Source organism: Myxococcus sp. MH1, from assembly GCF_059738865.1.
In genome coordinates this window covers 16,386-29,086 of sequence record NZ_AP026947.1, presented here as the reverse complement: position 1 = coordinate 29,086, position 12,701 = coordinate 16,386, and the positions used below count along the sequence as shown (strand labels likewise).

Sequence of the window (12,701 nt, the reverse complement as noted above, 5' to 3'; positions counted from 1 at the left end):
CGCGAAGCCATGCCTCATGCCACGGAGGCCACGTCGCGAGAAGGCGCGCTCCAAGCGGCGGCGATTGCCGAGGCACGCGAAGCGCTGCCTCATGCCATGGGAGCAGCCTCGTGGAAGGACACGTTCCACGAGGAGGAGCTCGACGAGGCGCGGGACGCCCTCCCCCACGCCTCGACGGAGGCACTGCATGGCTTCGTCCTGCGTCAGCGCGCCTGTCGACTGTCGCTCGGGCTGCTCGCGGACTTCTACCGGGTGAATCCATGCCGCATGGCCCAGGTGCACCTGCTCGCGGCCAGCGCCGTGACGCTGGGCCGCTTCTGGGGCGTGTCCGAGCCCTTCGCCCGTCTGGGCGCCGCGGTCATGCCGGTGGATGAGACCGGGCTGCCTCGCACGCCGGAGTGGAGCGCGTATGCGAGCGCATGCACCGAGGGCCTGCCGATGGAGGTGCGCGACGAGCAATGGATTGAAGCCCACATGGTCGATGTCGCGCGCGGACGCGAGCTCGGTCATGAGGCGGCGTTCCTCGAGGAGGCTCGAGCCCATGAGCGCGAGCCGCTGTGGCGTCTGCTCGTCCAGCACGTGGAGATGACGCTGGGCGCGCGCTTCTTCGACCAGCACGCGCTGGCGGGCGCGGTGCCCGGGGAGAGCGCCATCGCGCACGGGCTCGCGCTCTCGGTGGTGCGGCTGACGAGCGCGGGCTGGGTGCTCCTGCGTCACTACGCCTGGGCCACGCTGCGCGCGCTGTGCCTGCCGCGCTGGCATCGGGCCCCGGGCCTCGTCGGCGAGCGCCGCGCGGCGTGGCTGCTGCTCTCGAGCTTCCTCACCGCGTGGACGGCGGCGGGAGTGTACCGGCGGGGCGTGAAGGCGCTGCATCGGGGACAGCGCACGAGACCCTCGGATGCCTGGTCCCTGCTCGCGAGCGCGATGGGCCCGGAGGTGTCCCGCGTGGACGAGCGGGTCATCCGCTTCTACGCCAACCCGGGCGCCTGGAACGTGCGCGCCTCGGTGACGTTCTCCTCGCGCACCGCGCGGGTGTTGGCCTGGGTCGCGACGCGACTGTCGGGCCAGGGCCTCTTCGAGCACGGGGCACGCACGTTCCCCGGACGCTTCCGGACCTTCCGCCGCGCCGATGGCTCGATGCACTTCGTCCGCGAGCTGTACTGCGACGGAGCCCTGCGCAGCTTCGACTCGGACTTCGTCCTGCGAGGCAACCAGCTCCACGAGGTCTTCGTCGAGCACGGCCTCGACCTGGCGCTGGACGTGTCGGTGCTCGACGACGGCGGCATCCGGCTGCGAGGCGGCACGCTGAGGTGGCACGGGCTGGTGCTGCCCCCCGTGGGACGCGGCGTGGAGTTCCGCATCCTCCCCTCACGCGTGGACCCCACCCGCGTGGACATCATCGGCACCTTCCGCTGGAGCTCGTCGTCCCGCGCGCCCCTGGGCTGCATCCACTACGAGGCTCAGTGGGCCGCGCCCTCGTGATGGTCGTGTCCCGGCCCACCAAAGGTCCCGGGCCAGGGCTCGTTCGCGGGCAGCAATCCCGGCATCGGGAAGCGCTGGAAGCGCGCCTGGCTGGAGGCGAACGGCGGGTCGCACTCGCCGCACGTCTCGGCCCCATCCATCATCAGCAGCGCGCCCGGCGCCAGCTCCAGCAACTGGGGCATGGTGCGCGCCTGGTAGTCCAACCGGCACTGGAACGCCTCGCTGCCGTCGGAGACCCGCACGCCCACGAGCAGCTGCGCGTCGTCCGCATCCGTCGCCGTGGTGAGCACCAGCGTTCTCGGTGGCAGCCCCGGCGTCTCCGGCCACGTCGCCAGCCGCAGCTCCTTCGTGGTGAGCGACTGTCCCGAGCGAAGCGAGTACGTCCACACGGGGCTCAGTGACGGCAGCGCGAAGCCCCGCAGCTGCGTGGGCGCGGGCGCGTTGCCCTCGTCGCCGACATTCACCGTCGTGCCCGGCGCGCTCGGCACCAGTCGCTCGCGCGTGGCCACCACGCGGCCGAAGACCTGCGGAATCGTCCCTGCCACCGAGCCATCCGCCGTGCGCAGCGCCTGCCCGCCCCACTCCGCGAAGAGCAGCCCGTCGACCACCGCCAGCTCTCCGGCGCGCTGCCCCTGGGACTTGCGCCAGCGCGGCACCCCGTCCGACGAGAACGCCATCAACAACGAAGGCGCGCCCGCATGCAGCGGCGCCCCCACGTTCAGCGTCTGCGAGAAGGACACATACAAATCCCCCGCCGCGTCGGACACGACGCCGAACGGGTGCGGGTGGTTGCACTCGGACAACAGCGGGTCCGTCAGCTCCTGCGCGGACACCATCTGTCCGAACGCGTCCAACACCACCAGGAAGTACATGCGGCACAACGTCTCGCGCCGCTCCCCCGCGGGATACGCCTCGAAGAGCGCCGCCAGCCGGTCCGGCGCCATCACCGCCAGCCGCGCCAGGAAGAGCGTCTCCGTGCGCTGCCGGATGTCCGGCCGCGCGTCCCCCAGCGTGAAGGTCCACCGGGGCACCCCCGTGTACCGCTCCATCAGCGACACCGTGCCGTCCTCGGGCAAATCCATGCACAACAGCCGGTCATTCCACAGCATGCACCGCCGGGCCGCGTCCCGGCTCAGCATGGGCGTCGGCGCCGCCGCGTCCAGCAGCGCCGACTCGTAGAAGCCCGACAGCGTCACGTCCCCCTCGGGCCCCACCAGCAAATCATGCAGGTTGCGCGGGTACGCCGCCGCGTCGAGGCTCCAGTCCGGCGCCAGCGTCACCGCGGCGGGGCGCTCGCACACGGGCCCGCGACACCGGCCCTCCGCCTGACACGGACTGGCCGACGCGCAGACGAAGCCGTCCGGCAAGTCCCTCCGCGCGCACGCGCCCTCGATGCACACGTCCGCCGCGTCGCAGCCGCGCTCCGTCCCGCAGAAGGTGCCATCGAGCGCATCCGCCAGGCCGCACCCGAGCTTCGGGTCGCACGTGCCCACCTGGCACGGCCCACCCCCGGGACACGGCGGCGCCGGGACCGAGCGGCACCCATCCAGCGCATGGCACGCATCCGTGGTGCACGCGTTGCCGTCGTCACACGGCCGCTCCTGCCCTCGACACCGCCCCTGCTGACAGGTGGCCATGGTGAGACACGCGCTGCCCGGGTTGCACGCGGTGCCGTCCGGCGACACCGTCTCCACGCAGCGCTCGGTGACGGGGTCGAACGTCGAGGTCGCGCAGACCACCGGGACACAGTCGGGCGTCGGCCGCGCCTCGCCCGCGAGCACCAGCTCCACGCGTCCTCCATCCGACGCGGTGCCCACCAGCCGCGACTCGAACGTGCCGATGGCCCGGGGACCGAAGCGCACCCGCACGGGCACCTCCTCCATCCCCACGCGCGAGGGCAGCCCCTCCACCAGCGAGAACGGGGCCTCCACCGCGGTCCATGTCACGTCCAGCGGCGCGCGCCCCGCGTTGAGCACGCGCACCTCCGCCTCACGCGTGCCACCCGGATACGCGAAGGGAAAGTCGAGCCGGTCGACGGACAACCGCAGCCGACCCTGCGCGCCCACCAGCGACGGGTCCTCGCGGCACGCGACAAGCCCCGTGCCCAACACCACCGCCATCACGATGACGGCCCACCCCGCCCCGCCTGTGCTCGTCGCGCGCGCCATGGGTGCCTCCCGGACTCCAGCCCTCCGCGTATAGCCCCGGGCTCCCCGTGATGCGAGGGGTGAGCACCTCGCGCCTGTCCGCCATCGCCTCCCACGCGGCCCGCGCGTTTCGGCTGCTGAACGCTCGCGTCACGGCGCGCTCACGCCAGCACGTGGCGACACACGTTCCCTGCGTGACGACTTCCAAGACCTCCCCAGGGCCCTCACCGGACACCGCGGCGGACGCCGCGCCACCAGCACCCTGAAGTCGCAAGCTCGCCGCAGAGATGAACGTCGGACGGAATCCTCATCCACTCGGGTAATGGAAGCCGGTGGAGGCCCGGAAGGCGCGCCTTCCCGAAGACACTTCAGACCGCGGCCACGAACACCCTGTGATTTTTTCAGACGGTCGCGGCCGACCCACTCCAACCGCGCGGAATGGTTGGATCCAGGAAAGGTACGGTTCTCGCAATCGGCGCCGGCATGACCTCCGTCGCCGACACGGGCTCTACGTCCTCCCAGGCCTTCACCGTGCTCATCCCACGCAGCCTGCAAGGCACCGTGGACGGGCTGACGCCCAAGACGCGGCAGGCGCTGCTGTCGGAGCTCTTCCGCATGGCCGCGCTGGCGCACCAGGAGCGCGGCCTTTTGCCCGCGTCGGAGCCGTATGCGCTGAACCTGGACTTCGACGAGTGCCACGTCACCGTGGAGATGGACCCGTCCCGTGCCCGGCTGACCCTGGCCGGGCTCTCCCGGGCTCGAGCGCTGGGCTGAGCCCGGCGATGCGTGGAAGCAATGTCTCGACGGGCCGGCTACGAAGAATCCTGGGACCTGACCTATCTGGTCGAGCAGCTGCGCGAGCTCATCAGCCGCGACCTGCAGCTGGATGACGCGCTCGGCGAGGAGCTGGAGGACACCCTCGCGCGCCTCGTGCTGCGCAACCAGCGGCTGCGCATGCTCCAGCGGATGGTGAACGCGGAGCGCTCGGCCGAGGACCTCGAAATCCTCCGCAATGCCCTGGAGCACACGGACCGTGAACTGCTCATGGCCCTGCCCGGCCTCCTCGAGCGTCTGCGCGCCGCGCTGACCTGAGCGTCCAAGGCCCAAGGCCCCCAGCGCCTGCTGGCGCCCTGTTCCGACCTGGGAAGCTCCCGGTGTGCCCGCGAAGGCCCGGCGCGCGCCCCAGGGCCCTCCACGGCCGCCTGGCGAGGCCTGCCGGCGTGGGCTCCTGATGGCTTCGCGCCTGGAGGCCCGCGTGCCGCCGTGGGCGCCGCCCGCGTGCCCGGATGCCAGGGTGTTACAGCCGTGTGGCGCTCATCCACAGGCGCAAGTCACAGGCACCGTCTGCTTCTTCAAAAGGGAGATGGGGTATTGATCAAGTGGTGGAAGAAGTAGAGGGCACGGAGTTGGGGACAAGTCAGCAAGCTCTCGGGATGACTGACGAATTCGCGCGATGCTACATGTGGGTAAATTGGCGGTTTCCCCCGGCCACCCACAGGGGTTGATCCACGCCGGGGTTTCTCCACAGCCATCCCCCCGCTGTCCACAGGCCATCCACAGGCTCGTGGTGGATGACGGGAAGACGGTGGGTGACGGCGTGTTCTCACCGCAGGTCCGCGCCATACAAGCCTGTTATCCTCGGCGGCGTTGCGGCTCCGGTGGCGGGGCGCTGGCGAGGAGGGTTGACCCATCGATTTCTATCGGGGCGAGCGCATCGGGAAGTATGAGGTCGTCACGCAGCTGTCCGTGGGTGGCATGGCCGAGCTGTTCCTCGGCTTCACCTCGGGTCCGGGTGGCTTCCGCAAGTACGTGGTGGTGAAGCGCATCCTGCCGGACGCTCGGGACAACGAGCAGTTCGAGCGGATGTTCCTGGACGAGGCGCGCATCACCGCGGCCTTCAACCACCCGAACATCGCGCAGGTGTTCGACCTGGGGCAGGAGGAGGACGGCCTCTTCCTGGCGATGGAGTTCATCGCCGGGCAGAACCTGAACCAGATTACGAGCGCGTGCCTGCGCCACCATCGCCCGGTGCCGCTGGGCTTCACGCTGTCGGTGGCGCGCGACGTCTGCATGGCGCTGCACTACGCGCACACCTTCACCGCGCCCTCGGGCGAGCCCAGCCCCGTCATCCACCGCGACGTCGCCCAGAAGAACATCATGGTGACGTACGACGGCATGGTGAAGCTGCTCGACTTCGGCATCGCCAAGGCGAAGAACAGCCTGGAGCGCACGCACGCGGGCACGGTGAAGGGCACCACCGGCTACATGTCCCCGGAGCAGGTGCGCGGCGAGAAGCTGGATGGGCGCAGCGACCTGTTCTCCGTGGGGGTGATGCTGCACGAGATGCTCACCGGCGCGCGCCTGTTCGCGGGCAGGACGGAGCGCGACGAGATGATGAAGATCCTCGAGGCGCCCATCCCCTGGCCCTCACACGTCACGCCGCACGTGTCGGAGCAGATCTCCAAGGTGGTGATGCAGGCGCTGGAGCGCAGCCGTGAGAAGCGCTTCGCCAACGGGCGGGACATGGCGCGGGCGCTGGAGGCGGCGGCGGGGACGCTGATGCAGGACGCGGAGCACCGCGCCACCCTGATGAAGGAGATGTTCGCGGAGCGGATGGCGGCCACGCGCGCGCTGCTGGAGAGCGTGGACGGCACGGCCAGCTCGCTCATGGTGGACTCCGCGAAGCGCGCCCTGCGCGGGGATGACGGGCCGTACCTGCCGGTGCGCGAGGAGATGGCCACGCCCCGGTCGGGCAACACGCCGATGAAGGGCGGCAAGAAGCCCTCGCGCAAGGTGTCGACGGTGAAGACCGAGGCGCCGCCGCCGCTGGACGGTGACGAGCTCACGCCCGCGCAGAAGCTCCGGTCCAATGTGCTCTGGGGGCTGGTGCTGCTGAGCATCCTCGGCGGAGGCATCTATGGCGCGGTGAAGCTGAGCCGCGCGCTGGATGACTCGGCGACGATGGTGCCCGTGCGGGAGGAGGAGCCGCAGGACGCCAGGCTGCGTCCCATCCAGCCCGGGGCCATGCTGGGGAACCTGGGGCCGGGCCCCGATGAACCTGTTCCAGGAGCGAAGCCGGAGCCCGCGCCGAGGAACGTCGGCGCGCAGGGGGAGCCGCCGGACGAGGGCTCGAAGCCGGAGCGCACCAGGCCCTCGCGAGCCACGGGCAAGCTGACCTTCAACATCACGGGGCAGTCGGCGCCCGTGTATCTGGGAGGCAAGAAGCTCGGCGTGACGCCGCTCTTGGGGGTCTCCGTGCCGGTGGGCAAGCACACGCTGAGAATCGTCGACCCCCAGGGCAAGTCGCGCTCCCTGCCCGTGGTCATCAGCGCCGGGGAGACGACGGTGAGCAAATTCGAGAGCTGGCAGGACCTGCCCTGAGGGGTGTGAATCCGCTGCGATGACGAGGGGGCCTGTTATCTTCGCGCCCCCTCATCCTTCCTTTCGAGACCCATGGCCCCGCTCACCCTTGGCTTCCTGATGGACCCCCTCGAGACGGTGAGGGTGGACCACGACTCCACCTTCGCGCTGATGCTGGAGGCGCAGAAGCGGGGCCACCGGGTGGTCTACTTCGAGCAAGGGTGGCTGCGCTTCAACGGTCGGGTGGCGGAGGCGCGCATGCGCCACGTCACGGTGCGCCGGGAGCTGGGACGGCACTTCGACGTGCTGGACGAGGCGCCGCGCGAGCTGTCGACGGTGGACGTGTTGTTCCTGCGCAAGGACCCGCCGGTGGACGCGGAGTTCCTGCACGCCACGCAGCTGGTGGAGCTGTGTGGGGACCGCCCGCCCGTCTACATCAACGACCCGGCGGGCATCCGCGACGCGAACGAGAAGCTCTTCAGTCTGCGCTACCCGGACCTGATGCCGGACACGCGAATCACGAGGGAGCTGCCGGTGCTCCTGGACTTCATCGCGAGGAACGCGCAGGGCACCATCCTCAAGCCGGTGGATGGCTTCGGCGGCAAGGGCATCCTCTTCCTCGCGCCGGGGGACCGCAACGCGCGCTCCGCCGTGGAGCTGCTCACCAGCGGAGGCCGCGAGGCCGTCGTCGCGCAGGCGTACATCCCGGAGAGCCGACAGGGCGACAAGCGCATCATCCTGGTGGACGGTGAGCCCGTGGGCGGCGTGCTGCGCGTGCCGTCCGGGGACGACCACCGCGGGAACATGGCCGCCGGGGGGACGCCCCACAAGGCGGTGCTGTCGGCGCGCGATTTGGAGATCTGCGAGCGGCTCAAGCCGGAGCTGCGCAAGCGCGGGCTCCTGCTCGTGGGCATCGACGTGCTCGGCGACTACCTCACCGAGGTGAACGTGACGAGCCCCACGGGCCTGGTGGAGGCGAACCACCTGGATGACGTGTGCATCGAGGCCCGCGTCCTCGACGTGGCCGAGCGGCTCGCGGCACGGCGTCCGAAGGCCTGAGGTCCGGGCGCGGTGTGCTGGGCCGGGGCTCGTGGTGGATGCCCCGGCCCTGTCCGCGCCATCGTTCGGGAGGGCGGGGCGCGTGCCTCCGTGGGACGTGCGGAGAGCCTCATGCCGGGCGCGGGTTACGGGTGTGACGGGATGACAGCAGCCCACCGGGGCGGACTCCTGCGACCCCGCCCTGTCCATCGCGGATGGCCCCGGCCCTGAATCGATGTTGGCGAGGTCGTCTTCTTTGCGGGTGACCGCTGACGTCGGGAGAACAATCCGTCGACGGGCCTGTCCGGACCGGTTCTCCGAGTGAAGGTGAGCTGAAGGACGGTTCAGGTTCCAGGGCGCCCGACGCGGTGCGCTGAAATGAACCCTGGTTCAGGTTTCAGGGACCGGGCGACGCGGCGCGCCTTGAATCAGGGTTGTGCGGGGGAGTCACGTTGCCGCTCGCGGCCGTCATCCCCCTTCCCCTCGACGGCCCGGGAGGCACCATGTCGTCGTGGCGTTCTCGACTCTCCTCGACGTGCTTCACCTTCACCGTGGCGCTCGGCCTGGGCGCGCTCGGCTGTGGCGGAACCGAGGTCGGCCTCTCGGGTGACTCGGTGCTCGAAAGTTCCGAGCAGGCCCTCACCCAGGTGACGGGCTTCGGTAGCAACCCGGGCAACCTGCTGATGTTCCGGCACGTGCCCTCGGACATGCCGGCCAACGCGCCGCTGGTGGTGGTGCTCCACGGCTGTACGCAGAACGCGACGGGCATGGAGCTGGGCGGCTGGACGGCGGCGGCCAACGTCTACAAGTTCTACGCGGTGTATCCGCAGCAGCAGGGCAGCAACAGCGGCACCAGCTGCTTCAACTGGTACGAAATCGGAGACACCACGCGCGACGCGGGCGAGGCGCTGTCCATCAAGCAGATGGTGGATGCGATGAAGGCCACCTACTCCATCGACGCGTCGCGGGTGTACGTGACGGGCTTCTCCGCGGGCGGCTACATGGCGTCCTCGCTGCTCGCCGTCTACCCGGATGTCTTCCGCGCCGGCGCCATCAACGCGGGTGGACCCCACCGCTGCTCCACGTCGGTGAACGCGGCCTTCACGTGCATGAGCGGCCTGGACAAGACGCCCGCGGCCTGGGGGGACCTGGCGCGCGGTGGCTACCCGAGCTACGCGGGCCCGCGTCCTCCGGTGTCCATCTGGTACGGCACCAGTGACTTCACGGTGCGGCCGATGAACGGCACCGAGGCGATGGAGCAGTGGACGAACGTGCACGGCATCGACCAGACGCCGGACACGACGGAGACGGTGGGCGGCTTTCCCCACAAGGTCTATCGCGACGGCGCGGGTCGGGCCCTGGTGGAGACGTGGGAGCTCACCGGCATGGGACACGCGGTGGCGTTCGACGCGCAGTTCAACTTCCCGGGCAGCACCACGGCCTGTGGCTCGGTGGGCGCGTACGTGACGGATGTGAACCTGTGCTCCGTGTACCACCAGGCGAAGTTCTTCGGCCTCACGGGGGGCGGCGGCGAGCCGGGCGGTGACACCACGCCTCCCACGGTGAAGGTGACGTCTCCGGCGACTGGGGCCACGGTGAGCGGCACGGTGACGGTGACGGTGAGCGCCACGGACGCGGTGGGCGTGGCCCGCGTGGAGCTGCTGGTGGATGGTGCTCCGGTGGCGACGGACACGGTGGCGCCGTACGAGCTCGCGTGGGACAGCCGGACGGTGGCGAACGGCGCGCACACGCTGGGGGCCCGGGCCTATGACGCCGCGGGGAATGCGGCGACGGACAACGACACGAGCGTCACGGTGGACAACGCCGGCGTGCCTCCCGCGCCCGTCACCGTGAGCTTCACGAGCATCGCGGCGGAGGACGGCTACCTGAAGGCGAACGCGGATGGCAGCGGCGCGGTGCTCGGGACGCTGACGAACCTGGCGCTCGGGCGTGGGACGGATGGGAAGTACAACCGCTCCTTCCTCTCGTTCGACACGTCGGCGCTTCCGGACGGGGCCACGGTGACGCGGGCGTTCCTCACGGTGAGCTACTCGTCGGGCTCGGGGGACCCCTGGTCCACGCCGGCGGGGAACACGTTGGTCATCGACGTGAAGTCCGGCACGTTCAACGCAGCGTCCACGGAAGGCGCGGACTGGGCGGCGGCGGCGGACGCGAGCGCGGTGGCGAGCATCGAGCGTTTCACCAGTGGAGCGCGGGCCTCGGCGGACTTCAGCGGGGCGGGCCTGGGGGCCATCAACGTGGCGGGCAGGACGCAGCTGCGGCTGCGCTTCAGCCAGGAGCAGACGGCGACGCAGTACCTGTTCGTGCGGGACTCGGCGAACGCGGTGCTGACCGTCGTGTACACACCGTGACGTGAGGCGGTCCCCGGGGTGGACGCCTGTTCGACGAGGATGCGAGCATGGCGTCCCCCCGTGACTGACTCCGCCTCACAGCCCGGCCCGGACGAGACGCTCGACTCCATCGGCACCTCGGGCGTGCGCGTCTTCCAGCGACGGGATGGGTATCGGTTCACGCTGGACGCGGTGCTGCTCGCGGCCTTCGCGGCCACGGAGTCCCCGCAGGGCTCGGGGCGGATATTGGAGCTGGGTGCGGGCAGCGGCGTGGTGTCGCTGCTGCTCGTGAAGCAATTCGGGCTGGGGCCCGTGGATGCGCTGGAGGTGCAGCCCGCGGTGCATGCGCGGCTGACGCGGGCCGTGGCGCTCAATGACTGTGAGTCCCGGGTGCGACCGCTGCTCGGGGACCTGCGGCGCATCCGTGAGCAGGTGACGGGTGGAGGGTATGTGCAGGTCGTGTCGAACCCGCCGTTCCGGGTGGCGGATGCGGGGGTGCGCAGTCCGGATGACGAGCGCGCCATCTCCAAGTCGGAGGTGGCGTGTGAGGCCCGGGACGTGGTCGCGGCGGCGCGGTACGCGCTGGCTCCTGGAGGACTGGTGAGCCTGGTGTACCCGGCGGCGCGAGCGGCGGAGGTGCTCGGGTTGCTGGCGCAGTCGAAGCTGCATCCGCGCGTGCTGCGCTTCGTGCACTCGAGGGTGGAGGCGCCGGCGACGCGCTTCCTGGTGCAGGCCGTGCGAGACAGGGACCGGGGCCTCACCGTGCGTCCGCCGCTCGTGGTCCACGGAGAGGGACCTGGGGGCTACTCGGCGGAGGTGGCCGCGCTCATGGATCCGCCGCTCTCGGAGCAGGCGTAGCTCCACCTGGTGGCCGAGGCTGTGATTCCGAGACCGACGGTGCGATGGCACGTCGGACCGCCCTGCTATTGCGTCGCGAGTCTCGCGACGTCATGTGCACGGGGGCTGGATGGGCGCGCATCGCTTCATCGTGTGGCTGTTGGCACTGACCCTGGTGGGTTGTTCGAGCACGCGGGTCGTCCGACTGGACTCAGGCGAGGGCGCGCCAGAGGTCCACGTGCCCTTCGAGGACAATGACGCGGGGCCGGTGGAGTTGGACGACGATGAGTTCGAAGAGGCCCTGGTGGTGCTCGCTCGGGACGTGAGGCCCTTCGAGCATCCGTTGAGAGAGGCCCGCGAGCGCTTCGGCGTGCCGGAGCGAAGTGGCGTGTACGAGTACCAGCCGCAGAGCCTCAAGCTCATCCCGCGCGGGGACGGGGACGTCGGAGGACTCCGGTTGCTGGAGACGTACGCCGATGACGCGCTGACACGGGACTACGGGCGCTGGTGCGAGCGCAAGTCGCAGCCTGGAGACTGTCTGCGCCTGCTGGAAGAGGGACCGTTGCTGGGAAGTGACGGCCGGTACTCGTTGGCGCTGGCCATCGCGATGGACGCGGTGTGGGAGGAGACCGCGGAGGCGCTGGAGGATGCGACGGACCCCCAGGCGTTGCTGGCGACAGTGACGTCGTCCGTGAGCATGTACTTGCTCTTGTGGGCGCTGCCCGAGCCCGTGTCCAAGGGTCTGGCGGCGCTGCTGACGGCGACAGCGATTGCGTACCTGGGCGTGGACACGGTGTGGCGGGTGCTGGATGGCTGGGTGGTGCTGGTGCGCGAGGCGGACCGGGCGCGGAGCTTCGAGGAGCTCAGCGCGGCGGGAGAGGCGTACGGCGAGGTGCTCGGAGAGAACTCGGCGCGAGTCTTCATGATGCTCGCGACGGCGGCGATTGGGAGCACGGCGGGGTTGGCGGCGAAGGCGTCAGGGCTGCCGGGCTCGGCGCAGGCGGCGGTCGCGGTGGAGTCGCAGGCGGGCTATCGGTACATGGCGGTGGGCAGCGTGCGCTCGGTGGCGATGTCGGCCGAGGGCTTCACGGTGGTGCTGGCGCCTCACGCGGTCGCCATGGCGTCCTCGGAGTCGAGGAGCGGGCGCACCGAGAAGCATCACCTCGCGACGAACAAGAACAGCAAGTCCGCTGCTCGTGGAGGCCCATGGACCCCGAGGTTCAGGGACATCTTCAAGAAGGCGGGGATGGAGTTGAAGGACCCCGAGAACATCGTGCGTGTCGAGGGGCACAAAGGGCCTCACCCGGAGGAGTACCACATGGCCGTCCACGAAAGACTCCGGGATGCGACGCGCAGGTGCCGCACCGTGGTGGCCTGTCGTGAGTCACTCACCGCTACACTCAAGGAACTGGCGAGCGAGGTCTCGACCCAGGGAACGAAACTCCACAGGCTCGTGACGGAGGGGAAGTGAGGTAGACAGCCTTCA

General features: G+C 70.3%; 9 protein-coding genes. 8 read left to right on the top strand and 1 reads right to left on the bottom strand.

Annotated features, from left to right (window positions below; genetic code table 11):
- Window positions 1-9: 9 nt before the first annotated feature.
- Window positions 10-1,482 carry a DUF4166 domain-containing protein gene (locus AC6JA9_RS00110; protein ID WP_473570024.1) on the top strand — a complete coding sequence of 491 codons (1,473 nt, stop codon included), beginning with the start codon at window positions 10-12 and terminating at the stop codon, window positions 1,480-1,482.
- Here the strand turns inward: AC6JA9_RS00110 and AC6JA9_RS00105 are convergent.
- Window positions 1,461-3,650, bottom strand: a complete 2,190-nt coding sequence (locus tag AC6JA9_RS00105) for a tenascin-X (RefSeq protein WP_497958890.1) — start codon at window positions 3,648-3,650, stop codon at window positions 1,461-1,463. The two genes, AC6JA9_RS00110 and AC6JA9_RS00105, sit on opposite strands and share 22 nt — an antisense overlap.
- A gap of 462 nt (window positions 3,651-4,112) precedes the next feature.
- Between AC6JA9_RS00105 and AC6JA9_RS00100 the strand changes: the two genes are divergently transcribed.
- The 7 genes from AC6JA9_RS00100 to AC6JA9_RS00070 all read left to right on the top strand — a co-directional run bounded on the left by AC6JA9_RS00100 (window position 4,113) and on the right by AC6JA9_RS00070 (window position 12,686).
- Window positions 4,113-4,403 carry a hypothetical protein gene (locus tag AC6JA9_RS00100; protein WP_141325272.1) on the top strand — a complete coding sequence of 97 codons (291 nt, stop codon included), beginning with the start codon at window positions 4,113-4,115 and terminating at the stop codon, window positions 4,401-4,403.
- Between the two features lie 21 nt (window positions 4,404-4,424).
- Complete coding sequence (locus AC6JA9_RS00095; protein WP_223749490.1) at window positions 4,425-4,721, top strand: hypothetical protein; 297 nt, start codon at window positions 4,425-4,427, stop codon at window positions 4,719-4,721.
- Between the two features lie 663 nt (window positions 4,722-5,384).
- Window positions 5,385-7,010, top strand: a complete 1,626-nt coding sequence (locus AC6JA9_RS00090; protein ID WP_255665979.1) for a serine/threonine-protein kinase — start codon at window positions 5,385-5,387, stop codon at window positions 7,008-7,010.
- Window positions 7,011-7,082: 72 nt separating this feature from the next.
- A complete protein-coding gene (gene gshB / locus AC6JA9_RS00085) occupies window positions 7,083-8,048 on the top strand; it encodes a glutathione synthase (protein ID WP_223749491.1) in 966 nt (321 codons plus the stop codon).
- Between the two features lie 482 nt (window positions 8,049-8,530).
- Complete coding sequence (locus AC6JA9_RS00080; protein WP_497958889.1) at window positions 8,531-10,399, top strand: extracellular catalytic domain type 1 short-chain-length polyhydroxyalkanoate depolymerase; 1,869 nt, start codon at window positions 8,531-8,533, stop codon at window positions 10,397-10,399.
- A gap of 60 nt (window positions 10,400-10,459) precedes the next feature.
- Complete coding sequence (locus tag AC6JA9_RS00075; protein ID WP_483579237.1) at window positions 10,460-11,236, top strand: tRNA1(Val) (adenine(37)-N6)-methyltransferase; 777 nt, start codon at window positions 10,460-10,462, stop codon at window positions 11,234-11,236.
- Between the two features lie 109 nt (window positions 11,237-11,345).
- The gene (locus tag AC6JA9_RS00070) at window positions 11,346-12,686 is read left to right on the top strand and encodes an AHH domain-containing protein (RefSeq protein ID WP_497958888.1); all 1,341 of its coding nucleotides are present in this window, start codon (window positions 11,346-11,348) and stop codon (window positions 12,684-12,686) included.
- The last annotated feature ends 15 nt before the right edge of the window (window positions 12,687-12,701 follow it).

Coding starts and splice junctions, on each gene's coding strand:
- AC6JA9_RS00110 (WP_473570024.1), top strand. CDS start 10: ATGCCTCATGCCACGGAGGCCACGTCGCGAGAAGGCGCGCTCCAAGCG.
- AC6JA9_RS00105 (WP_497958890.1), bottom strand. CDS start 3,650: ATGGCGCGCGCGACGAGCACAGGCGGGGCGGGGTGGGCCGTCATCGTG.
- AC6JA9_RS00100 (WP_141325272.1), top strand. CDS start 4,113: ATGACCTCCGTCGCCGACACGGGCTCTACGTCCTCCCAGGCCTTCACC.
- AC6JA9_RS00095 (WP_223749490.1), top strand. CDS start 4,425: ATGTCTCGACGGGCCGGCTACGAAGAATCCTGGGACCTGACCTATCTG.
- AC6JA9_RS00090 (WP_255665979.1), top strand. CDS start 5,385: ATGGCCGAGCTGTTCCTCGGCTTCACCTCGGGTCCGGGTGGCTTCCGC.
- gshB (WP_223749491.1), top strand. CDS start 7,083: ATGGCCCCGCTCACCCTTGGCTTCCTGATGGACCCCCTCGAGACGGTG.
- AC6JA9_RS00080 (WP_497958889.1), top strand. CDS start 8,531: ATGTCGTCGTGGCGTTCTCGACTCTCCTCGACGTGCTTCACCTTCACC.
- AC6JA9_RS00070 (WP_497958888.1), top strand. CDS start 11,346: ATGGGCGCGCATCGCTTCATCGTGTGGCTGTTGGCACTGACCCTGGTG.